21 protein-coding genes are annotated in these 21,844 nt (G+C 56.5%); 10 read left to right on the forward strand and 11 right to left on the reverse strand.

Going from position 1 to position 21,844, the window contains the following annotated elements; genetic code table 11:
• Positions 1-206 precede the first annotated feature (206 nt).
• Entirely contained in the window at positions 207-1,244 is a 1,038-nt protein-coding gene (locus tag AC2TE5_RS18460; protein ID WP_213328678.1) for a LacI family DNA-binding transcriptional regulator, read from the forward strand.
• Here AC2TE5_RS18460 and lysA read toward each other — a convergent pair.
• Positions 1,214-2,476 carry a diaminopimelate decarboxylase gene (gene lysA / locus AC2TE5_RS18465; RefSeq protein WP_484612159.1) on the reverse strand — a complete coding sequence of 421 codons (1,263 nt, stop codon included), beginning with the start codon at positions 2,474-2,476 and terminating at the stop codon, positions 1,214-1,216. The two genes, AC2TE5_RS18460 and lysA, sit on opposite strands and share 31 nt — an antisense overlap.
• A 121-nt stretch (positions 2,477-2,597) precedes the next feature.
• Between lysA and AC2TE5_RS18470 the strand changes: the two genes are divergently transcribed.
• Positions 2,598-3,524 carry a LysR family transcriptional regulator gene (locus tag AC2TE5_RS18470; protein WP_213328680.1) on the forward strand — a complete coding sequence of 309 codons (927 nt, stop codon included), beginning with the start codon at positions 2,598-2,600 and terminating at the stop codon, positions 3,522-3,524.
• Here AC2TE5_RS18470 and AC2TE5_RS18475 read toward each other — a convergent pair.
• From AC2TE5_RS18475 to AC2TE5_RS18505, 7 genes are all read right to left on the reverse strand, one after another.
• Entirely contained in the window at positions 3,519-4,211 is a 693-nt protein-coding gene (locus AC2TE5_RS18475; RefSeq protein ID WP_213328698.1) for an aspartate/glutamate racemase, read from the reverse strand. The genes AC2TE5_RS18470 and AC2TE5_RS18475 overlap by 6 nt on opposite strands.
• Positions 4,212-4,300: 89 nt before the next feature.
• Positions 4,301-5,425, reverse strand: coding sequence for an LPS O-antigen length regulator Wzz(fepE) (wzz(fepE), locus tag AC2TE5_RS18480; protein WP_484612160.1), 1,125 nt, complete (start codon positions 5,423-5,425; stop codon positions 4,301-4,303).
• Between the two features lie 217 nt (positions 5,426-5,642).
• The gene (gene araE, locus AC2TE5_RS18485; protein ID WP_484612161.1) at positions 5,643-7,058 is read right to left on the reverse strand and encodes an arabinose-proton symporter AraE; all 1,416 of its coding nucleotides are present in this window, start codon (positions 7,056-7,058) and stop codon (positions 5,643-5,645) included.
• Between the two features lie 313 nt (positions 7,059-7,371).
• A complete protein-coding gene (gene kduD / locus AC2TE5_RS18490; RefSeq protein WP_063144684.1) occupies positions 7,372-8,133 on the reverse strand; it encodes a 2-dehydro-3-deoxy-D-gluconate 5-dehydrogenase KduD in 762 nt (253 codons plus the stop codon).
• A 63-nt stretch (positions 8,134-8,196) separates the two neighbouring features.
• Positions 8,197-9,033 carry a 5-dehydro-4-deoxy-D-glucuronate isomerase gene (gene kduI, locus AC2TE5_RS18495; RefSeq protein WP_063144683.1) on the reverse strand — a complete coding sequence of 279 codons (837 nt, stop codon included), beginning with the start codon at positions 9,031-9,033 and terminating at the stop codon, positions 8,197-8,199.
• A gap of 236 nt (positions 9,034-9,269) precedes the next feature.
• Positions 9,270-10,448, reverse strand: a complete 1,179-nt coding sequence (locus AC2TE5_RS18500; protein ID WP_063144682.1) for an acetyl-CoA C-acetyltransferase — start codon at positions 10,446-10,448, stop codon at positions 9,270-9,272.
• A gap of 93 nt (positions 10,449-10,541) precedes the next feature.
• The gene (locus AC2TE5_RS18505) at positions 10,542-11,408 is read right to left on the reverse strand and encodes a LysR family transcriptional regulator (protein WP_159514843.1); all 867 of its coding nucleotides are present in this window, start codon (positions 11,406-11,408) and stop codon (positions 10,542-10,544) included.
• A 105-nt stretch (positions 11,409-11,513) separates the two neighbouring features.
• Between AC2TE5_RS18505 and AC2TE5_RS18510 the strand changes: the two genes are divergently transcribed.
• Positions 11,514-11,975, forward strand: coding sequence for a multidrug/biocide efflux PACE transporter (locus AC2TE5_RS18510; protein WP_213328699.1), 462 nt, complete (start codon positions 11,514-11,516; stop codon positions 11,973-11,975).
• Between the two features lie 119 nt (positions 11,976-12,094).
• A complete protein-coding gene (locus tag AC2TE5_RS18515) occupies positions 12,095-13,324 on the forward strand; it encodes an amino acid permease (protein ID WP_484612162.1) in 1,230 nt (409 codons plus the stop codon).
• Positions 13,325-13,363: 39 nt separating this feature from the next.
• Here AC2TE5_RS18515 and AC2TE5_RS18520 read toward each other — a convergent pair whose 3' ends face one another.
• Positions 13,364-13,816, reverse strand: a complete 453-nt coding sequence (locus tag AC2TE5_RS18520; protein WP_029742214.1) for an Lrp/AsnC family transcriptional regulator — start codon at positions 13,814-13,816, stop codon at positions 13,364-13,366.
• 115 nt (positions 13,817-13,931) lie between these two features.
• Between AC2TE5_RS18520 and AC2TE5_RS18525 the strand changes: the two genes are divergently transcribed.
• The gene (locus AC2TE5_RS18525) at positions 13,932-14,543 is read left to right on the forward strand and encodes a LysE family translocator (RefSeq protein ID WP_484612163.1); all 612 of its coding nucleotides are present in this window, start codon (positions 13,932-13,934) and stop codon (positions 14,541-14,543) included.
• Positions 14,544-14,570: 27 nt separating this feature from the next.
• Here the strand turns inward: AC2TE5_RS18525 and AC2TE5_RS18530 are convergent, their stop codons facing one another.
• Positions 14,571-14,843 carry a GNAT family N-acetyltransferase gene (locus AC2TE5_RS18530; protein ID WP_484612164.1) on the reverse strand — a complete coding sequence of 91 codons (273 nt, stop codon included), beginning with the start codon at positions 14,841-14,843 and terminating at the stop codon, positions 14,571-14,573.
• A gap of 10 nt (positions 14,844-14,853) precedes the next feature.
• Positions 14,854-15,084, reverse strand: a complete 231-nt coding sequence (yjdI, locus tag AC2TE5_RS18535) for a 4Fe-4S mono-cluster protein YjdI (protein WP_008499689.1) — start codon at positions 15,082-15,084, stop codon at positions 14,854-14,856.
• Between the two features lie 176 nt (positions 15,085-15,260).
• Here yjdI and AC2TE5_RS18540 point away from each other — a divergent pair, with 176 nt between their 5' ends.
• From AC2TE5_RS18540 to AC2TE5_RS18560, 5 genes are all read left to right on the forward strand, one after another.
• Positions 15,261-16,901, forward strand: coding sequence for an ATP-binding protein (locus AC2TE5_RS18540; RefSeq protein WP_484612165.1), 1,641 nt, complete (start codon positions 15,261-15,263; stop codon positions 16,899-16,901).
• Positions 16,885-17,580, forward strand: a complete 696-nt coding sequence (locus tag AC2TE5_RS18545) for a response regulator (RefSeq protein WP_213328686.1) — start codon at positions 16,885-16,887, stop codon at positions 17,578-17,580. The genes AC2TE5_RS18540 and AC2TE5_RS18545 overlap by 17 nt, the downstream gene beginning before the upstream one ends.
• Positions 17,581-17,748: 168 nt before the next feature.
• Positions 17,749-18,837: an ABC transporter substrate-binding protein gene (locus AC2TE5_RS18550; RefSeq protein ID WP_131633632.1), complete on the forward strand. Its 1,089-nt coding sequence runs from the start codon at positions 17,749-17,751 to the stop codon at positions 18,835-18,837.
• 80 nt (positions 18,838-18,917) lie between these two features.
• Positions 18,918-20,687, forward strand: a complete 1,770-nt coding sequence (locus tag AC2TE5_RS18555) for an ABC transporter permease (protein WP_023309073.1) — start codon at positions 18,918-18,920, stop codon at positions 20,685-20,687.
• Entirely contained in the window at positions 20,680-21,750 is a 1,071-nt protein-coding gene (locus tag AC2TE5_RS18560; protein WP_063144672.1) for an ABC transporter ATP-binding protein, read from the forward strand. Before AC2TE5_RS18555 ends, AC2TE5_RS18560 begins: the two co-directional genes overlap by 8 nt.
• Positions 21,751-21,844 lie beyond the last annotated feature (94 nt).

A 21,844-nucleotide genomic window follows, 5' to 3' on the forward strand; every position in this document is an offset into this window, starting at 1 on the left:
TGTGATTAAGCTCTCAACGGAGCAAGAGGTATTCCAGATGAGTATTTTTGACCATTTTGGCATACCACTTAACGACGATAATTCCGTGCTGTCAGGTCGTTGCCAAAAAGCGTGATCGTGGCGGAGTTTTTGCGCTTCCCGCATCGCTTATACGCCGTGAGGTCTGTGTTAAACTGCAGACCATTACGTGGAAGCAGGAATGTAGAATGGCAACAATGCTGGATGTCTCACTGCGTGCGGGCGTGTCGAAGGCCACGGTATCGCGCGTGCTGAACGGCACGGGTCAGGTTAAAGAGAGTACGCGTCAGCAGGTGTTTGCGGCGATGGAAGAGCTGGGCTATCGCCCAAACTTTCTCGCGCGCTCGCTGGCTAACCAAACCAGCAACAGCATTGGTCTGGTCGTCTCCACCTTCGACGGCTTTTACTTTGGTCGTCTTCTCCAGCAGGCGTCGCGGCAGACCGAAACCCACGGGAAACAGCTGATCGTCACCGATGGCCACGACGCGCCGGAACAGGAAGAACAGGCGGTGCAGATGCTGGCCGATCGCCAGTGCGATGCCATCGTGCTTTACACGCGCTACATGAGCGAGAAAGCGATCGTCAAACTGATGGACACCGTGAAAACGCCGCTGGTGGTCATTAACCGTGAAGTGAGCCAGGCGCCGGATCGCTGTGTGTTCTTCGAACAGCAGGATGCCGCGTTTAAGGCCGTGGATTACCTGATCGGCCAGGGACATCGGGAGATCGCCTGTATCACCGTTCCGATCCATACCCCAACCGGGAAAGCGAGGCTGATGGGCTATCGCAAGGCGCTGGAAAAGCACGGCATCCGCCTGGACGAGCGCCGGATAAAGTACGGCGATGCGGGAATGACGCGGGGATACGAGCTGTGCAAGGAGCTGATTGCCGACGGCGTGCCGTTTAGCGCCCTGTTTGCCTGTAACGACGATATGGCGCTGGGTGCGTCCAAAGCGTTACACCAGGCGGGGCTTAAAATCCCGCAGGATATTTCGCTGTTCGGCTTTGACGATGCCCCAAGCGCGAAATGGCTGGAGCCTGCGCTCTCGTCGGTTTATCTGCCCATCGACAATATGATTGTCACGGCCATCGATCAGGCGATCCGGCTGGCTAAAAACCAGCCGGTCGATGCCATCCCGCCGTTTACCGGCACGCTGGTCTTACGCGATTCGGTCACAACGGGGCCGTACTTTCATCAGATGAGTTCTAAAGCCAGCAGTTCCTGAATGGTCTGACGACGACGGATCAGCCGTGCCTTGCCGTTATCAAACAGCACTTCCGGCAGCAGCGGGCGGCTGTTGTAGTTAGATGACATCGACGCCCCGTAGGCACCGGTATCATGCAGCACAAGATAATCACCCGGTTTGACCTCTGGCAGCGCGCGGGTCTCCACTTTGCCGCCTTCCTGCTGAGTGAACACGTCACCCGATTCGCACAGCGGCCCCGCAACGACCGTCTCAACCCGCGGCGCCTGCGTTAAATCGCGGCCGTCGGCAGCCAGGGCGGTAATGTGGTGATAGCTGCCGTACATGGACGGACGCATCAGGTCGTTAAAGCCTGCGTCAATCAATACGAAGTGGCGAGACCCCATCTCTTTCACGCTGCGCACCTGTGAAACCAGCACACCGGCTTCCGCCACCAGGAAACGACCCGGCTCAATTTCCAGCTTCACCGCGTGACCAAGATGCGCGGCAATTTGGTCACGCGCGGCGCTCCACAGACCGTAATAGTGATCGGTATCGATCGCCTCTTCGCCTTCGCGATAGGGAATGGAGAGGCCGCCACCGGCAGAGATCGCCTCCAGATCCTGACCGAAGTCGATAACCTGGCGCACCATCGCGCCGCACACCTGCTCAAGGTGGCCGTAATCGACGCCAGATCCAATGTGCATATGAATACCCACCAGCTTCAGGCTATAGCGCTGTAATACCTCCAGCGCGGCAGGCATATCGGCATACCAGATCCCGTGCTTGCTGTTTTCGCCGCCGGTATTGGTTTTTTGGCTGTGGCCATGACCAAAGCCCGGATTCACGCGCAGCCAGACGCGATGGCCGGGAGAAACCTGCCCCAGCTGCTCCAGCATATCCACAGAACCGGCATTCACCGGGATCTGCAGCTCGTGGACGCGCGCAAGTGTCGCATCGTCGATCACGTCGGCGGTAAAGACGATCGCGTCGCCGTCGGCTTTCGGATCGAATCCGGCCGCCAGCGCGCGCTCGATTTCGCCCAGTGAGACGGAGTCGACCTTCACGCCCTGCTCACGCATCAGGCGCAGAATATGGATATTGGAGCAGGCCTTCTGGGCAAAGCGCACCACGTCAAACTGATGCAGGGCGGCGATCTTCTCGCGAACGATCTGCGCGTCGTAGACCCACACCGGGCAGCCAAACTCGGCGGGCAGGCGCAGCAGGTTGTCGGCGTTCAAATCGGTATCAGTCTGGTTCAGCGGGCGTGGCATGGTCTTCTCCGGATAAATGCGTTTTCATGATTACGCCACAGCACGAAGAGAATAAAAAATATCGTTTTATCGCGAGTCTATGCAAAAATGATATGGACAGTAATCTGCTTTCAGGTGCCCTATGCCCGCCGTCAATTTACGCCACATCGAAATTTTTCACGCCGTGATGACCACCGGCAATCTCACCGAAGCCGCGCAGATGCTGCATACCTCGCAGCCGACGGTGAGCCGCGAGCTGGCGCGCTTTGAGAAAGTGCTGGGGCTGAAGCTGTTCGAACGCACCCGCGGCAGGCTTCACCCAACGGTACAGGGGTTACGCCTGTTCGAGGAAGTTCAGCGCTCCTGGTACGGACTGGACAGAATAGTGAGCGCTGCGGAAAGCCTGCGCGAGTTTCGCCAGGGCGAGCTGTCGATCGTCTGCCTGCCCGTCTTTTCGCAATCTTTTTTGCCGATGCTGCTTCAACCCTTTCTGGCCCGATACCCGGAGGTCAACCTCACCATCGTGCCTCAGGAATCCCCCCTGCTTGAAGAGTGGCTTTCGGCTCAGCGCCATGATTTAGGCCTGACCGAAACCCTCTCCACGCCAGCGGGAACGGCACGCACGGAGTTGCTCTCATTAGATGAAGTGTGCGTTCTGCCCGCCGGACATCGGCTTGCCGGTAAGGCGGTGCTCACACCGGAGGATTTCCACGGGGAAAACTACATTAGCCTGTCGCAGACCGACAGCTACAGACAGCTGCTGGATACGCTGTTTGCAGAGCATCAGGTCAAACGGCGAATGGTGGTGGAAACGCACAGCGCGGCTTCGATTTGCGCGATGGTGCGTGCAGGGGTCGGCGTCGCGGTGGTGAATCCGCTCACGGCGCTGGACTATGCCGGAAGCGGGATCGTCATCCGCCGCTTTAGCGTCTCCGTCCCGTTCACCGTGAGCCTGATCCGCCCGCTGCACCGTCCGGCTTCCGCGCTGGTGGACGCGTTCACCGAACACTTAACGGAGCACGCGCGTCAGGTGGCGCTTCGCTTACCTGACCTGCAAAACCCGCTATGACAGCATAAACGCCACGGCATCCGCGGCATGGATGGCGGTGGTATCGAATACCGGGACGGGGCTTCGCTCGACGGGTACCAGCAAACCGATCTCGGTGCAGCCGAATATCACCCCTTCGGCCCCCTGCTGCGCGAGTTTATCGATGACGCTGACGTAATACGCGCGGGAAGATTCGCTGAAGGTACCGAGGCAGAGCTCGTCAAAGATAATCTGATTGATGCGCGCCCGATCGTCTTCATCAGGGATCAGGCTTTCGATCCCAAATTCACTGTGCAAACGTCCGCGATAAAAATCCTGTTCCATGGTGTAGCGTGTACCTAAAAGCGCTACGCGGCGCATTCCGGAGGCCGCAATCGCACGCCCGGTCGCGTCCGCTATATGCAGAAACGGCAGCGAGCAGCGCTCCTCAATATGCGACGCCACTTTGTGCATGGTATTGGTACAGAGCACGATACCCTCTGCGCCGGCGCGCTCCAGCCCCAGCGCCGCCTGGGCCAGGATCTCCCCGGCTTTATCCCACTCGCCGCTCGACTGGCAGGCTTCGATCTCATGGAAATCAACGCTGTGCAGCAGCAGGCTTGCGGAGTGCAGACCACCCAGACGCTGCTTTACCCCTTCGTTAATCAGGCGGTAATAAGGGATTGTCGATTCCCAGCTCATTCCACCTAACAGGCCGATCGTTTTCATCATCCCTCCTTATTTTGGTCTCTTTTTTTAACACAACCGATGCACATAAAAAAAGGCGCTCTGTTCAGCGCCTTTTTAAACTTCAGAATTTATTTCGCCACCGGCTCTGGCGGCGAAGTACGGGTGAGCATCGCCTCGCGCAATAAAACGCTACCGCACGCAAACAGGCCTCCCAGGAGCGCCGCCAGAACGACAATCAGGGCCTTGCCCGGACCATCCTTTTTCACCGGCATGGAGGGCGAAAGCTGGTACCTGAATGGCTCAAGCTTAACATCGGCAAAGGAGAGCTTTTTCAGCTGGGCGAGATAGTATTCCCGGTTCTGGAACTCTGCATTCAGCTCGGTCACATCCTTCAGATTTTTTTCAATCTGCAGCTTTTGCGCGATACCGTCTGCTCCGAGCGCAACGGAGTAATCCGGGTCATCTTTTACGGCCTGCCCGTTGCTGTAAACCGGCTTCTTGATGCCAGCGGCATTTGCCACTTCCAGCGAATAATTCAGCCGCTGCAGGTTGGTATTGTGAATATTGGTCAGACGGACGCGATCCAGTTCCAGCTGCTGCTCAACGACGTTCGTTTTCAGGGCGATCAGGTTGCGGATATTCTGTACCGTCTCTTTTTCAACAATAGCCGCAATATAATCGATGTATCCCTCCAGGACGGCTTGCGCATCGTCTGCTGTCGGCGCAGAGAAGCTCAATGTCCAGGAAACATAAGGTGTTTTATCCGCCTCTTTTCCCTGAGCGTTATTCACCGCCTTCATTCGGTCTGAAATGTTCACTATCGCCCGATGCAGTTCAAGCGGATCCACCTCGGTGCTTTGGAGCTGCGACGTTACGTAAGGAGAGGTTGTCATATACTCTTCGAGCAATGACTGTGACTGGAACTTTTTAATAAACAGGTCAAAGATTTGAGGACGGGTAATCTTCACGTCCACATCAAGCACCTGTAACGCCACCATCATCTGGCGCAGCGGGTTCCACTGCACCTGTTCTGCCGGGGTGATCACCGCTTTACTGGTCCATTTCTGCGGCAGTAAAAATGAAACGGCCAGCCCCACCAGCGCGCAAGTAAAGACAATGGCGACGATACGTTTTTTCGCCGCCAGAAGGACCTCAAACAGTCCCAGAAGATCTATCTCTTTTGCGCTTACAGCCGGGACGGCATAACGGGGAAAGTCGAGGTCCGTGCTTTTTTTTAAATCCATTTCTGACATAGTGATTTTTCTTTTTCCGGATGCGACGCGCCTTTGCTCAATTGATAGCTGTAGCCAGACAATTCAACAATCTAAGAAAAATCCTAATGCCAGTACCCTCTCTGTGTCTACTCCCTACCCGAGTTAGTAGTGATCTCAGTCACATTATTACTGTGATTAAGCCACCTTTCCCTTTCAAGTTACGCCATGTATTCCAGCCTTCGGACGGGCAAAAACATCACACGCCGATGTTCCGCAGTTTTTCCCCTCCCATCAGCCTGCGCTCGATGTGTTCCAGCGTCACGCCTTTGGTTTCCGGGATCAGCCAGAACGTGACGCCAATAAACGCGACGTTCAGCACCGTGTAGAGCCAGAAGGTTCCGGCAGCACCAATTGAATCCAGCAGCGTCAGGAACGTCGCGCCGATGATCATGTTCGACACCCAGTTGGTGGTTGTGGAACAGGTGATGCCAAAGTCACGGCATTTCAGCGGCTGAATTTCGGAGCAAAGGATCCACACCACGGGCGCGGCGCTCATCGCGTAACCTGCGATACACATCATGGTCATACCGACAGAAAGCCAGGACAGCCCGCTTGAGGCGGTGCCGTTATCAAACTGCATCAGGCAGTAGCCGAGGATCAGCGTGCCGATCGCCATTACGCTAAAACCGATTTTCAGCGCCGGTTTACGCCCGGCTTTGTCCACGGTGAATACCGCAATGAACGTGGCGAACATAAAGGTCAGCCCGACCACCAGAGTTGCGATCATCTGCTGTTCCGTAGTGGTAAACCCGGCCATTTTGAAAATGCGCGGCGCGTAGTACATGATGATGTTCATCCCGGTGAACTGCTGCATCGCCTGCAGCAACATGCCGAGGAAGACCGCGCGGCGCACGTTGCGGTTGATCTTAAACAGCGCCCAGCCGCCCTGCTTCAGCTTCAGGCTTTCGCGGATCTCGTTCAGCTCTTCGCGCGCTTTTTCCGAGGTATCGCGCAGCATGCGCAGGACCTCTTCTGCCTCCACGTGGCGCCCTTTTTGCGCCAGCCAGCGCGGGCTGTTTGGCAGGAAAACCACCAGGACGATCAGCACCAGCGCCGGTAGGGCCAGCACGCCCAGCATCGCGCGCCAGTTGCCGCTGTAGCTGAAGTAGGTATCAGACAGGAACGCCAGCACGATGCCCAGCGTGACCATCAGCTGATACATGCTGATCATCTTGCCGCGCACGTTCTCACTCGCCATTTCGGAGAGATAAAGCGGCGCGGTGTAGGAGGCAATCCCCACCGCCACGCCCAGCAGCACGCGGGAGAGCAGCAGCACTTCTACGTTTGTCGCAAACGCGGAGCCGATCGACCCCGCGACGAACAGGACCGCCCCGACCATCAGGCTGTATTTGCGCCCCAGGCGGAACGACAGCCAGCCGTTAAACAGCGCCCCGATGGCCGCGCCGAGCATCATGCTGCTCACCACCCACTCCTGCAGACGGTTGCTGAGGGTAAAGTGATCGGTAATAAACGGCAGCGCTCCGGCAATGACGCCGATATCCAGTCCAAACAACAGGCCCGCCACGGCGGCGGCAATGGAGACAAACTGGTTCATGCGGCGCGTATCCCGCAGCGCAGCGGGCATTAGGGTAGAGTCATTTATTGATGTCATATTTTTCCTGCCTCAACAGCAAAATTCGTTAACTGAAATTACGAGAAAGCGAGGAAAAGTGTCAGGCCGGAAATCGCGAAGTTATGGATTATTCCGCTACGGCATACGGTTCTGTGATGGACATTACAATTTCAACTTGTGGCGAATAATCATGTATTTTTACTAATCACTTAATATTTAAGCAATAAAAGTGTGATTGCCGTCATTCATGATTTTTCAGTATGGATTTTTCATCTTTAACGATATGGACTAAGCCAATTTTTGCGCAAAAAAAACCTCCGCCCATGGGCAGAGGTTTTTAATACAGGTGGAATTAACGCGCCAGCCAGCCGCCGTCTACAGCCACGGTGTAACCGTTGATGTAATCCGATGCCGGGGAGGCCAGGAAGACAATCGGCCCCATCAGATCGCTCGGCAGGCCCCAGCGTCCCGCAGGGATACGCTCCAGGATCGCCGCGCTGCGCTCTTCGTCTGCGCGCAGCTGCTGCGTGTTGTTGGTCGCCATGTAGCCCGGCGCAATCGCATTCACGTTGATATTATGTTTCGCCCATTCGTTTGCCAGCAGGCGGGTCACGCCCATTACGGCGCTTTTGGACGCGGTGTAAGACGGCACGCGGATGCCGCCCTGGAACGAGAGCATAGAGGCAATATTAACGATCTTGCCGCCTTTCCCCTGCGCAATAAAATGCTTCGCCGCCGCCTGGGACATAAAAAATACGCTCTTGATGTTCAAATCCATCACGTCGTCCCAGTCGCGCTCGCTGAAGCTGATCGCGTCTTCGCGGCGAATCAGCCCGGCGTTGTTCACCAGAATGTCGATATGACCGAATTCAGCCACCGCACGGTCCAGCAGTTCAGGAATGGCATCGATTTTACGCAGGTCAGCGGTCAGGCTCAGGAAACGGCGGCCCAGGGCCGTCACGCGTTCGATGGTGTCAGTCGGTTCAACGATATTAATTCCGACGATATCGCAGCCCGCTTCCGCCAGCCCTAACGCCATCCCCTGACCCAGCCCGGTGTCGCACCCGGAAACCACAGCCACTTTCCCCTGCAGAGAGAATGCATCCAGAATCATATTTATTCCTTACTCTTTCAGAGCCTGTCACTCACAGGCAGGTTTATGCTTCACCGCCCGCCACTAGCGCAGATCGCTGACCGCAACGTGGTCCATATCATCGAAGACCTGGTTTTCGCCCACCATTCCCCAGATAAAGGTGTAGGCCTTCGTCCCTACGCCGGAGTGAATAGACCAGCTCGGTGAAATCACCGCCTGCTCGTTATGCATCACGATATGGCGCGTTTCCTGCGGCTGTCCCATCATGTGGAACACGCAGGCGTCCTCATCCATATTGAAGTAGAAGTAGACTTCCATGCGGCGCTCGTGGGTATGGCACGGCATGGTGTTCCACAGGTTGCCCGGCGCCAGCTCGGTCAATCCCATGCTGAGCTGGCAGGTCTCCAGCACGTCCGGTACGAAGTATTTATTGATGGTGCGGCGGTTGCTGGTGAGGTTGTCGCCCAGCGTCACGGGTGCGACGTCTGCCGTGGTCACTTTTTTGGTTGGGTAGGTGGAGTGAGCCGGCGCGCAGTTGTAGTAAAACTTCGCAGGCTTGCTGCCGTCGATGCTGGCAAAGACCACGTCTTTCGCCCCTTTACCCACGTACAGCGCCTCGCGATGGCCAATCTCATAGCACTGTCCGTCTACGGTGATGGTGCCCGGCCCGCCGATGTTAATCACACCCAGCTCGCGACGCTCGAGGAAATAGCTCACGCCCAGCTGTTTACCGACCTCGCCGCCCACGGAGACGCTGTTCGTGACGGGCATAATCCCGCCCACAATAATGCGGTCGATATGGCTGTAAACCATGGTGTACCTGTCGGCCTCGAATACCTGCTCGACTAAAAATGCATTGCGCAGCCCCTGAGTATCCAGCGTTTTGGCGTGCGCACTGTGGATGCTTTCTCTGACGTCCACGGTAACCTCCAGATGTGGTCATGCCCGAAGGCGGAAATAAACGAAACAGCGTTCCGTTTTTAATAATGAACACATACTATCGGCATAAAGCAGGCTTTTCAATTGTATTTAAAACAACGTTTCATTTTTATTTTTGTTTATAACGAAAATGATGTTCGGATCACATTTAAGCCGCAGGGAGAAAAAGGGAACGAAAAAAAACCTCCCGGAGGAGGTCATTTTTCAATAAGGAGAGGCTAGCGTTCGATGGCCAGCGCCACCCCTTGCCCGCCGCCTATACAGAGTGTGGCAATCCCTTTTCGGGCATTGCGCTTTTTCATTTCGTGGACCAGCGAAACCAGGATCCGGCAGCCGGACGCGCCGATAGGATGCCCCAGCGCGATCGCGCCGCCGTTAACGTTGACCCGCAGGGGATCCCACTCCAGCATTTTTCCAACGGAGATCGCCTGCGCGGCATAGGCTTCGTTCACTTCGATCAGATCCACATCCGAAAGCTGCCACCCTGCGCGTTCCAGACAGCGGCGGGTCGCGTAGACCGGTGCGATCCCCATTAAGGCAGGATCAACCCCCACGCTGGCAAACGCCTTAATGCGGGCCAGCACGGGGAGATCGAGCTCAAGGGCTTTGCTTTCGCTCATCATCATGACGGCGGCAGCGCCGTCGTTAATGGAAGAGGCATTTCCCGCCGTCACCGAGCCCTGCATTTCAAACGCAGGGTTCAGCCTCGCCAGGCCTTCCGCGCTGGCGTCGGTGCGCGGCTGTTCATCGGTATCCACGACGATAAGCTCACCGCTCTGACGCTGCGTGCTGACCGGGACAATTTCGTCGCGAAAACGGCCGGAATCAATCGCCGCACGCGCTTTTTGCTGCGAGCTTAGCGCATAGGCATCCTGCACCTCACGGCTGATGCCGTACTCGCGCGCCAGGTTTTCCGCCGTCACGCCCATATGGTAGTCATTGAACGCATCCCACAGCCCGTCATGCACCAGGCTGTCGAGCAGCTGACTGTTGCCCAGCTGTGCGCCGGTACGGCTGTCGGTCAACACGTGCGGCGCGCGGCTCATATTCTCCTGCCCGCCGGCAATGATCACATCCGCCTCACCACACTGAATGGCTTGCGTAGCAAGATGCAGCGCTTTTAATCCTGAGCCACAGACGTCGTTAATGGTGATGGCGGAGACGGTATTGGGCAGCCCGCCCTTCAGCGCCGCCTGACGCGCAGGGTTTTGCCCGGCACCGGCCGTGAGAACCTGTCCCAGGATCACCTCATCAACTTCATGTGCTGCGATCCCGCTACGTTCCACCAGCGCTTTTACCACCACGCTCCCCAGGTCAACCGCCGAGTGACGCGCAAGCGCTCCCTGAAAACAGCCGATAGCTGTACGCAACGCACCCACTATTACGACATCTTTCATCACGACCTCTGTGTTAAATGACATGACGATAGTAGAGGATTGTTACTGGCAATTATCTTAATTGTTTAAAAATAGTGAGTTTAATCACAAGGATCAGCGCGCATCCTGCAGATACTGCCGCAGCCAGCTTCCGGCAACGCCGGGAGGGGATCGTTTATTCCACAGCAGATCGATGCCGATCGCCCGCGGCCAGCCGGGAACATCGAGCTGTACCAGGGATTTCGCGGCGGCAAATTCATCCACCAGCGCACAGGGCAATACGCACCAGCCAAATCCCTGTACCGCCATACTCAAGAGTAACAGGTAATTCGGTGCTGACCAGACGGGCCCGCGCGCGATCTCAGCCTCGCGCTCAAGATAGGTGCTCAGCCGCAGCTCTCGCCAGCCGTGCAGCTCGTCACGCTGAACGTCATGTTGTCCGGCCAGCGGATGCGTGGTCGCGACATAGATCGCCATGCGGGTCTGCATCGGCAGGCGGATAGCGCCGATATCCGTAGGATAACCGTCTCGCGCTTCGGTGAGGCCAACCTGCGCTCGCTCCTTTTGCAGCAGATCGATCACGTCCTCTTCCTCGCCAATCAGACATTCGAATTCCGTATGGGGAAAACGCGCGTCAAACTGTTTCATCATATCTTCCAGCACGTCCGGGTTGAGGGTATCGGAAAGGACAAACGTCAGACGCGCCTCCGTTTGCGCCGTTAACGACACCGCCAGCTCGTCCAGCCGCGTGCTGGCGGCCAGGATGGCCTGCACGTAGCCCAGCACCTGTTCTCCCTGGACCGTTAACACCGGCTGACGCGCCGAGCGGTCAAACAGTTCGAAACCGAGATCGGCTTCAAGATTGGCAATGGACGTGCTGATCGTCGACTGGCTTTTACGCAGCCGGCGTGCGGCGGCAGAAAACGAGCCCGCCGCAACGGTCTCGACAAACGCATTAAGGGCTTCGGGTGAATAGCGCATAACCTATCTACTTTAGCGATGGATACCATCTTTATTATATCAACTTTAGCGATGAAAATAGGCTGCATCAACGCCCATACCGGCGAATTAATGAGGTCTATGACTATGCAACATCAGGATGCACTCCAACGTAAACTGCCGGAGCGGATCTTTCATGCTGTCTGTTTTGAAGGGATTGCGACGGCGATCCTCGCCCCTACGGCAGCGTGGCTCATGCAGCGTTCCGTGGTGGAGATGGGTGGGTTGACCATTATTCTGGCCACTACCGCCATGCTGTGGAACATTATTTACAACTTCGGCTTCGACCGCTTCTGGCCGGTTCAGCGCGTCAAACGTACGGCAAAAGTGCGCGCGCTGCATGCGCTGGGGTTCGAATGCGGGTTCATTGTGATTGGCGTGTCGATTGTCGCCGCCGTGCTGGGCGTCACCCTGCTTCAGGCATTCACGCTGGAAATAGGTTTCTTCCTGTTCTTCCTGCCGTACACCATGTTCTATAACTGGGTATACGATTGCCTGCGCGAGAAATTTCTTAAGCGTCGCCAGCAACGGCGCGCCCTGGCAGGCTAAACCGCCCTTGGCCGGACGCCCGTTCCGGCCAAACTCCTTCGAAGCAACTGCGCTCTCAGTGCATAACTATGGTAAATTGCACTCCATTCCGATGGTTTGATAGTTGATACGTTGCTCTAATGTCGAAAATTTGGTCAAAAGATGAGACTCTCTGGAGTTTCGCTCTCTATGGCACGGCCGTGGGCGCAGGAACGCTGTTCTTGCCCATTCAGCTGGGCTCCGCAGGCGCTATCGTCCTGTTTATTACCGCCCTCGTGGCCTATCCCTTAACCTACTGGCCGCACAGAGCGCTGGCGCAATTTATCCTGTCGTCAAAAACAAAAGGCAATGAAGGGATCACCGGCGCCGTCTCGCACTACTACGGCAGGAAGATTGGCAATCTGATCACCACGCTCTATTTCATCGCCTTCTTTGTGGTGGTGCAGATTTATGCGGTGGCCATCACCAACTCGCTCACGGAGCAGCTGGCAAAACACCTGACGGTGGATACCGCCGTTCGCGTGCTGGTCAGCCTGGGCGTGGTGCTGGTTCTGAATCTGATCTTCCTGATGGGACGCCATATCACGATAAAAGTGATGGGCTTCCTGGTGTTTCCGCTGATTGCCTATTTTCTGTTTGTCTCGCTCTATCTGACCGGAAGCTGGCAACCCTCGCTGCTGACCAGCCAGATGGCCGTCGATCGTCATACGCTGCATCAGGTATGGATTTCGATTCCGGTGATGGTATTTGCTTTCAGCCATACCCCGATTATCTCAACGTTTGCCGTTGATCGCCGCGAGAAGTTTGCCGACGGTGCCATGAATAAATGCAAGAAAATCATGAAGGTGGCGTACCTGATCATCTGCCTGAGCGTGCTGTTCTTTGTCTTCAGCTGCCTGCTCTCTATTCCGCCGTCGTACATCGTGACCGCCAAAGAGCAAGGGGTAACGATCCTGTCCGCGCTGTCGATGATGCCTTCTTCACCGGCGTGGCTGGGCATTTCCGGGATTATCGTGGCGATTATTGCGATGTCGAAATCGTTCCTCGGCACCTATTTTGGGGTGATTGAAGGGGCGACGGAGATCGTGAAGTCGTCGCTCAATCAGGTGGGCGTGAAAAAGAGCCGCGCCTTTAACCGCGCGATTTCCATTATGGGGGTGTCGTTAATCACCTTTGCCGTCTGCTGCATTAACCCGAACGCCATTTCAATGATTTACGCCATCAGCGGCCCGCTTATCGCCATGATCCTGTTTATCATGCCGACGCTGTCGACGTATCTGATCCCGTCGCTGAAACAGTACCGTTCCATTGGCAACCTGCTGACGCTGATCGTCGGCGTGCTGTGCGTGTCGGTGATGTTTGTCGGCTAATCCCCTTTCCTGCCCGGCGCTCTGCCGGGCAGGCCATGCTTACAGCGGAAAAGGCCTGTCCTGCACTACCGTTTTCATAACAAGCGTAGAGCGAAGGTGCTGCACGCCCGGCATGGCGGAGAGCTTCTCGTCGTAGAGTTTCTGGAAAGCCGACAGGTCGCGGGTCACGACGTGCATCAGATAATCGGGATCGCCAAACAGGCGCTGTGCCAGCACGATCTGCGGAATTTCCTCCACCGCCGCTTCAAATGCGCTAACCGCCTTTCTGTCTCCCTCCTTCAGCGTCGCAAACACTATAGCCAGGAAGTTGAATCCCATTTTGGCCGGGTCGAGGCTGGCACGGTATCCCGTTATGGCCCCGCTTTGCTCCAGCGCCCGCACGCGACGATGGCACGGCGAGAGGCTCAGATTCACTCTTTCAGCCAGCTCGGTCAGGGATAAGCGGCCATCAGACTGTAGCTCAGCAAGAATTTTTCGATCGATGCTATCCATGTGGAAGATTTTCTCAATTTCACGGTGTTATGAGCATAACATTGAAAGCCTATTTCGCAGGGTTAGCGATATTCTTTTTCTCAACCTTTGACGCACTGCGGGAGTCTTCAGGACGATGGAAATGAGTATTGTGGCCGGCTTTTGGGTGGTTTCTTTTCTGCTTATCATGACGCCAGGCGCCGACTGGGCCTACGCCATTAGCGCCGGAATTAACGGGCGACGCGTGGTGCCGGCGGTGATGGGGTTGATGTCCGGGCATCTGTTAGCCACGCTGATTGTGGTGGCTGGCGTGGGGGTAGTGATTGCTCAACATCCGCTGGCGTTAACCGGGCTGACCATCGCGGGGGCCGCGTATCTCCTGTGGCTTGGCATAGGCTTGTTGCGTCACCCTGCCGCACCGGAAAAACCCACCCACCATGCGGGAAACTGGAGACAGTGGGCGGTGAAAGGACTCTGTATTAGCGGTCTTAACCCGAAAGTTTTTTTACTTTTCCTGGCGCTGCTTCCGCAGTTTACCGACCCGACCGGAAGCTGGTCGATAGCAATGCAAATGTCCGCGCTTGGCGTGATGCACCTTATCACCTGTACGCTGGTCTATCTGCTGGTGGGGTATGGTTCGAAAGCGGTACTGGCGACCCGGCCGCAGGCGGCGCGTCTGGTAAGCATGGCATCAGGAGGGATAATGGTGCTGATCGCGTTGATATTGCTATTTGAGCAGGCGAGATGAAAAAACACCGGCCATCGCCGGTGTTATTTACGCCCGAATATCGTCATATTCCCGCGTTTTATCAAACTCATGCTTCGCGAACGGGCACAGCGGAATAATTTTGCGGTTCTCGCCGCGCATCCTCTCCACCACTTTCGCCACCAGCTGCTTGCCAACGCCCTGCCCTTTCAGGCTCTCATCCACGTCGGTGTGCTCGATAATGCTCAGGTGCTCGCCGGTCGGCACGAAGACAATCTCCGCGACCTGGTTGCCGTTCGCATCATTCACGTAAAACTTGTTATGGCCTTCCAGAATATCCATGGTTCCTCGCTTATTTTTGGCGATACTTCAGCGCACCGCTCGGGCAGGTATCAATCACGCGGACAACCGTTTCAACGTCCACTTCATCGGGAATGATCCACGGCTTACGTTTCAGATTAAACAGCTTTGCGCTCCCACGCACGCAGTTACCTGAGTGTTTGCAGATCCCGGTATTGAAGTAAACGTCAATTTTCTCGCCGGTATAGGCCCGGTAACCCGCATCCAGTAGTTCTTTATCCATGACATTGCCTCTGTAATTATTATCGTGCTGAATGAAGCATAGCCTTACGGGATCCTGATGGCTATAACGCCGAAAACGAAAAGCCAGGTCACAACTCTTTTCTCGCCAGATTGCGTCCGCTATTGGCACATGTCAGGCTCGGCAAATGTCACTTTTACATAACTTCCGCAGGTTGAATGAAACGCAGACTCTCTTTTCAGGTAAAGCTGTTTTTAGCGCTGGTGTGCTTCTCCTGCCTGCTGTTAGTTCTGCTGGGAACAATCCTGTTTCATTTTATTGACCGACAGCTCCATCACGATCTCGGCCAGCGCGCCCGGGTTCAGGCCAGCCAGATCGCGCTGATGCCGGGTCTGGCGGCAATGGTTGCGGCCAGAGATATCCCCGGCATCGCCCGATTAATTCAGCCGCTGCGCGCCCAAAGCGATGCCAGCTACATTGTGATTGGCGATACCGAGGAACAGCACCTTTATCATTCGGAATCCCCGGAGCGTATTAATTTACCGATGATCGGCGGGGATAATGCGGAGGTGTTAAAGGGGAAAACCATTATTTCCGTGCGCCAGGGCGGGATTGGCGTGTCGCTACGCAGCAAAGCCCCCATCTTCAACGCGCAGCATCAGGTGATTGGCATTGTCTCGGTCGGCTATCTGACCTCGTATATTGCCAACATTAACGCCCGCATTCTCTGGCAGTCCGGGTTGTACGGCGCAGGTCTTCTGCTGCTGCTGTTTATTTTCTCCTGGCTGTTTACCCGCAACCTCAAAAAACAGATGTTCCGACTGGAGCCAAAAGATATCGCTCAGCTGGTTTTACAGCAGCGCGCGCTATTAGAAGCCATGTACGAAGGGGTATTTGCCGTCAACGGAGAGAAGCAGCTGATTTTAATTAACCGCGCGGCACGAGAAATGCTGGATATTCGGCAAAGTGAGAAAGAACTTATCGGTAAACCGCTGGAAGACATTCTGCAAACGTCGCCGGGCTTTTTATCCCAGCGCTACGCCTCGGTGAGCAGTGGTAGCCACGACCAGATTGCGGTGCTGAACCAGCGGGAGGTGATCGTCAACCGCGTAGCGATTGAGGTCGAACCGGGCGTTGAAAGCGGCTGGGTGTACAGCTTTCGCGACAAAAATGACATTAACACGCTCAGCAGCCAGCTTAGCCAGATCAAACGCTATGCGGATAACCTGCGCATTATGCGCCACGAACAGCTGAACTGGACCGCCACTCTGGTGGGGTTACTGCAGATGAAACACTATGACGAGGCGATCCGCTACATCCAGGTGCAGTCAGAAGGCGCGCAGCGCGTGCTGGATTTTGTCTCTGCCCATTTTGTCTCTCCGGCGCTGTGCGGGCTGCTGCTCGGAAAATACGTCAGCGCGCGCGAAAAAGGCATCGAGCTGCTGTTCGATCCCGCCTGCCAGCTCACCCGCATGCCTGCCGCGCTGAGTGAAACGGAGCTGATGTCCATTATTGGTAATCTGCTGGATAACGCCGTGGAGGCGACCCTCAACGCGCCGGTCCACGCGCCGGTAGAACTCTATATTTCTGACCGTAACCAGGAGCTGCTGATCGAGGTAGCCGACCGGGGCTGCGGGGTGGACGATGCGATGAAGCCACATATTTTCCGCCAGGGGTTTAGCAGCAAACCGGACAGCGAAAACGACATTGTGGGTACCGAGCACGGTATCGGCCTGTTTCTGGTGGCAGGATATATCGACAAGGCCGGTGGCAGTATTGAGATAGCCGACAACACGCCGCAGGGCACTATTTTTTCCGTGTTTATTCCGAATGGGCAACAGCATGACCCGACCACTTGACGTTGTGATCGTTGAGGATGAGCCGCACCTGGCGGAGCTGCATCGCGAGTATATCGAGCAAAACTTTCATTTGCGCGTGGTGGGCATCGCCGCGTCGATTGAGCAGGCGTGCAGCCTGATTCGTCAGCATCAGCCTCGGCTTATCCTGCTGGACAACTATCTCCCGGACGGTAAAGGCGTGGAGCTCATCGATAACCCACTGCTGAAAAGCTATGAGTGCTCGGTGATCTTCATCACCGCCGCCAGCGATATGCAGACCTGCAGCCACGCCATGCGCAGCGGCGCGTTTGACTACCTGATTAAGCCCGTCTTTTTCCAGCGCCTGCACGCCTCGCTGGAGCGGTTTATGCGCTTCATCCACACCGTGCAGCAGGTGAAGGTGGTCGACCAGCATGCGCTGGATCGCCTGTTTAATCTGCCTGCTGCGGAAGCCTCCATTGCGCCGTCGACGAAGGGCATTGAGCCCCAGACGCTGGAACGGATTAAACGCCTGTTCGCCGAGCATCCCGACAACGCGATGTCGGTTGAAGAGGTGGTGGAAAACGTGGGGATCAGCAAAACCACAGGGCGTCGCTACCTTGAATACTGCGTGGAGAGCGGGTTAATCAGCGTCGAAATGCTGTATGGCAATATTGGTCATCCGCGAAGGTTATACCGCAAAGCGCCCGATAAACCGTAATTCAGAACCGTTCACAGGCTAACGTTCGCGGATTTTATGGTGTTAATTGCTGAAACGACGGCGACAATCACACTTCGGAATCATTACTCGCTCCCCCCTATTGTGGGTGGAGCCCGATACGCTATGTTGACAATTAGTTCCTCAAATGTAACTAAAAGGTTAACTATAATGTCGAACACGTTCCGAATTTCTCTGCTTACCGCTACTGTACTGTTCTCTGCTTCTGCACTGTCTGCCCTGCCGCAGGGGTATCCCGCTGAGTATCAAAAAGTTGTTGATGCCGCAACGAAAGAGGGCAAGGTTGTTATCTACTCCACCACCGACATCAAAGCCGCCGGGCCGCTGATCCAGGGCTTCGAAAAAACCTACCCGGGCATTAAAGTTGAATACAACGACATGAACAGCACCGAGCTGTACAACCGTTTCATCAGCGAACAGGCCTCCGGTGGCGTGAGCGGCGACGTGGTCTGGAGCTCCTCAATGGACACGGGCCTGAAGCTCGCCACCGACTACGCCATGGAGTATAAATCGCCGGAGCAAGGCCAGCTGCCGAAATGGGCGGTCTGGAAGGATAAGGCTTACGGCACTACCTATGAGCCGGTGGTCTTTATCTACAACAAGCGTCTGATCCCGGCCGGCGACGTGCCGGACTCTCACGCCGCGCTGGCGAAGCTGATTGCCAGCCAGACGGACAAATTCAAGAGCAAAGTCACCACCTACGACATCGAAAAATCGGGTCTGGGCTTTATGCTCTCGGTTCAGGATCACAACGCCGATCCTAACTACTTTAAGACCCTGGCCGACGTCGCCAAAGGTGGCTTATCGGTGCAGTCGTCTACCGGCACCATGATGGAGCGCGTCTCCTCCGGTGAAAACCTGATCGGCTTCAACATCCTCGGCTCCTACGCGGAAGCGCGTGCGAAGAACGATCCGTCGCTCGGCATTTCCTATCCAAAAGATTACACCCTGGTGCTGTCGCGCGTGTCGTTCATCAGCCAGCAGGCGCAAAACGGCAACGCCGCGAAGCTGTGGCTGGACTATGTGCTGTCTGAACAAGGGCAGAACATTCTGGCCAACCAGGCAGATATTCCCTCCATTCGTAACGATATCGAAGGCAAGAATGATATCGACGGCCTGACCAAAATCCTCGGCAACGCGCTGAAGCCAATTCCGGTTGATGAAACGCTGCTGGAATACCTGCAGCCGAAAAAACGCCTGGAGTACATCAAAGAGTGGCGTACCGCCGCCGGTAAATAAGCGTCTGAGCGCGGCGCAGGCCGCCGCGCTCCCTTATCGACTGAGTTCGTTTTTCTGGGCTGCAACACCAGGGATACCCCATGAATACATTACGCAGAAAGTGGCAAAGCCTGCCGCGAGGCATCGTCGTGCTGATAACCGCCCTGGTTATCTACACGCCGCTGTCGTTTATCGTGATACAGAGCTTCCTGTCCGCCCCGTTCTTTTCGCCGTCAAAAGAGTGGAGCTTTGAATCATTTGAATTTATTTTCACCGACCCTGATTTTTATAAGGCCCTGAAAAGCGGCTTTATTCTTGCTTTCGGGCTGGTCTTTATCTCCATTCCGCTGGGCGGCGTGCTGGCGTTTCTGATGGTGCGTACCGACCTGCCCGGCCGTCGGTTGATTGAACCGCTGATCCTGGTCCCGATTTTCGTTTCACCGATGGTGCTGGGCTTCGGCTATGTGGTGGCCGCCGGTCCGGTGGGCTTTCTCTCCCAGTGGGCTCAGGCGCTGATTGGCTTTGTGCCGTGGAATATCTACGACATGTCGAGCATTGTGGTCATCGCCGGCCTGACGCACGTCCCGCACGCCTATCTGTATATCTCGTCAGCGCTGCGCAGCGTGGGCTCCGATGTGGAAGAAGCCGCGCGCACCGCGGGGGCGTCGCCCTGGCAGGTGATGACCTCCGTCAGCCTGCCGATGGTGCGCCCGTCCATTCTGTACGCCACCGTGCTGCTGTTCTTCCTGGGGCTGGAAGTGTTTGGCCTGATGCTGGTACTCGGCGACCCGGAAGGCAACATGGTGCTGGCGACCTATCTCTATAAGCTAACGAACAAGATGGGCACCCCATCCTATAACCTGATGGCGGCGGTTGCCGTGGTGCTGATCTGCATCACCATCCCGCTGGTGATGCTCCAGCGTCGCCTGATGCGTACCGCCAACCGCTTCGTCACCATGAAGGGCAAGGCCTCGCAGGCCCGCGCGCTGCCGCTGGGTAAATGGCGCTGGGTGGCTGGCGGAGTGATTGCCTTCTGGCTCACCGTCACCATCGGCGTTCCGCTGCTCGGCGTGGTATTGCGCGCGTTTATCTCCAACTGGGGCGTGGGCGTTTCGCTGTGGGACGAGCTTTCTCTGAACACCTTCCGCACCATCTGGGCGCAGCCCAACCTGCTGCGCGCCATCGTCAACTCCATGGCGATTGGCGTGATTGGCGGCGCGCTGGCCGTGGTGTGCTACCTGTTTGTCGGCATTGCCATGCACCGCAAGCCGGACAACACCACGCGTTTCCTGGACTACAGCGTGCTGGTGCCGCGCGCCGTGCCTGGCCTGCTGGCGGGTCTGGCGTTCCTGTGGGTGTTCCTGTTCCTGCCGATGTGGCTGGATAACTCCCTGAAATCCGGCTGGCTTTCCGGGTTCGCCTGGACCGACTGGATGCGCGAAAACGTCATCGTCTGGCTGCGTTCGCTGCGCAGCACCATTTTCAGCGTCTGGCTGGCCTATACCGTGGTGTGGATGGCTTACGGGCTGAGGCTTATCTCTTCCACGCTGCTGCAGGTGGGGCCGGAGCTTGAGGAAGCGGCGCGCAGCACCGGGGCAACGCGCGGGCAGATCACCCGCCACGTCACCATCCCGCTCTCCCGCTACGGTCTTATCGGTTCGTGGCTGCTGATGTTCCTGATCTTTGAGCGCGAATATTCAACGGGTGTGTACCTGCTTTCACCCGGCACGGAGACCATCGGCTCGATGCTGGTTTCCCTCTGGGCCGCGGGTGCCATCGATATCGTGGCGGCGCTCTCTTTCATTAACATCCTGCTGGTCGTGGTAGGTCTGGGCATTGCCCTTCGTTTCGGAGTGAAAATACATGATTGAATTAGCGGTTGACGATCTGCACTTAACCTACGGCGACAATCCTGTTTTAAAAGGTGTCTCCATGAACCTGAAGCGCGGCGAAGTGGTCTCCCTGTTAGGCCCCTCCGGCAGCGGTAAAACCACCCTGCTGCGCGCCGTCGCGGGTCTGGAAAAACCGACGCAGGGGTCGATTGTCATTGGCAACAATAAAGTTTACGACGGCACGCCGCGCAGCGAGGTCCCGGCGGAAGAGCGTAACCTGGGACTGGTGTTTCAGTCCTACGCCCTGTGGCCGCACAAGACCGTGTTTGAGAACGTGGCCTATCCGCTCAAGCTGCGCAAAGTCCCGGCCAAAGAGATCCAGCAGCGCGTGCAGGGCGTGCTGGACCAGCTGGGTCTGGGCCATCTTGGCAAACGTCACCCGCACCAGCTCTCCGGTGGACAGCAGCAGCGCGTGGCGATTGGCCGGGCGCTGGTCTACAACCCGCCGGTGATTTTGCTGGACGAGCCGCTCTCTAACCTCGACGCCAAGCTGCGCGAAGAGGCCCGCGTGTTCCTGCGCGAGCTGATTATCAAGCTCGGGTTATCCGCGCTCATGGTGACGCACGACCAGAACGAAGCGATGTCCATATCCGACCGCATCCTGCTGCTCAACAACGGCAAAATTGAGCAACAGGGCACGCCGCAGGAGATGTACGGCTCGCCGAAAACGCTGTTTACCGCCGAGTTTATGGGCAGCAACAACCGCCTGCACGGCAAGGTCACCGAAGTGCGCGACGGCAAAGCGCGTATAGAAGGAAAAGGCTGGGTGCTGTGGGGCCAGGCCGGTGAAGGGGTGCAGAGCGGTGAAGAAGCCACGGCGGTGATCCGCGTCGAGCGCGTGGCGGTGGTCGAGGGGCCAGGGGAAAATCAGCTTGAGCTGCCGCTGCTCACCAGCATGTATCTCGGCGACCGCTGGGAGTACCTGTTCCGCACGGTGGGGGATGATTTTGTCATTCGGGCGTATGGGCATGAGGTTCGGGATCCGCAGCATTGTCATCTTTCGCTGCCGGAGAAGCATGTGTGGGTGTTCCCGAAAGGGTGATGAGTCAATAATTAATCTGCCATGGCCCGGTGGCGATTCGCTTACCGGGCCTACAAAACAAATAAATGCACAGATGCAAGATTGGTGGCGCTAG

The sequence above is a fragment of the Enterobacter sp. N5-15 genome (assembly GCF_057221635.1).

Coding starts and splice junctions, on each gene's coding strand:
- AC2TE5_RS18460 (WP_213328678.1), top strand. CDS start 207: ATGGCAACAATGCTGGATGTCTCACTGCGTGCGGGCGTGTCGAAGGCC.
- lysA (WP_484612159.1), bottom strand. CDS start 2,476: ATGCCACGCCCGCTGAACCAGACTGATACCGATTTGAACGCCGACAAC.
- AC2TE5_RS18470 (WP_213328680.1), top strand. CDS start 2,598: ATGCCCGCCGTCAATTTACGCCACATCGAAATTTTTCACGCCGTGATG.
- AC2TE5_RS18475 (WP_213328698.1), bottom strand. CDS start 4,211: ATGAAAACGATCGGCCTGTTAGGTGGAATGAGCTGGGAATCGACAATC.
- araE (WP_484612161.1), bottom strand. CDS start 7,058: ATGACATCAATAAATGACTCTACCCTAATGCCCGCTGCGCTGCGGGAT.
- kduD (WP_063144684.1), bottom strand. CDS start 8,133: ATGATTCTGGATGCATTCTCTCTGCAGGGGAAAGTGGCTGTGGTTTCC.
- AC2TE5_RS18500 (WP_063144682.1), bottom strand. CDS start 10,448: ATGAAAGATGTCGTAATAGTGGGTGCGTTGCGTACAGCTATCGGCTGT.
- AC2TE5_RS18505 (WP_159514843.1), bottom strand. CDS start 11,408: ATGCGCTATTCACCCGAAGCCCTTAATGCGTTTGTCGAGACCGTTGCG.
- AC2TE5_RS18510 (WP_213328699.1), top strand. CDS start 11,514: ATGCAACATCAGGATGCACTCCAACGTAAACTGCCGGAGCGGATCTTT.
- AC2TE5_RS18515 (WP_484612162.1), top strand. CDS start 12,095: ATGTCGAAAATTTGGTCAAAAGATGAGACTCTCTGGAGTTTCGCTCTC.
- AC2TE5_RS18520 (WP_029742214.1), bottom strand. CDS start 13,816: ATGGATAGCATCGATCGAAAAATTCTTGCTGAGCTACAGTCTGATGGC.
- AC2TE5_RS18525 (WP_484612163.1), top strand. CDS start 13,932: ATGGAAATGAGTATTGTGGCCGGCTTTTGGGTGGTTTCTTTTCTGCTT.
- AC2TE5_RS18530 (WP_484612164.1), bottom strand. CDS start 14,843: ATGGATATTCTGGAAGGCCATAACAAGTTTTACGTGAATGATGCGAAC.
- yjdI (WP_008499689.1), bottom strand. CDS start 15,084: ATGGATAAAGAACTACTGGATGCGGGTTACCGGGCCTATACCGGCGAG.
- AC2TE5_RS18540 (WP_484612165.1), top strand. CDS start 15,261: ATGAAACGCAGACTCTCTTTTCAGGTAAAGCTGTTTTTAGCGCTGGTG.
- AC2TE5_RS18545 (WP_213328686.1), top strand. CDS start 16,885: ATGACCCGACCACTTGACGTTGTGATCGTTGAGGATGAGCCGCACCTG.
- AC2TE5_RS18550 (WP_131633632.1), top strand. CDS start 17,749: ATGTCGAACACGTTCCGAATTTCTCTGCTTACCGCTACTGTACTGTTC.
- AC2TE5_RS18555 (WP_023309073.1), top strand. CDS start 18,918: ATGAATACATTACGCAGAAAGTGGCAAAGCCTGCCGCGAGGCATCGTC.
- AC2TE5_RS18560 (WP_063144672.1), top strand. CDS start 20,680: ATGATTGAATTAGCGGTTGACGATCTGCACTTAACCTACGGCGACAAT.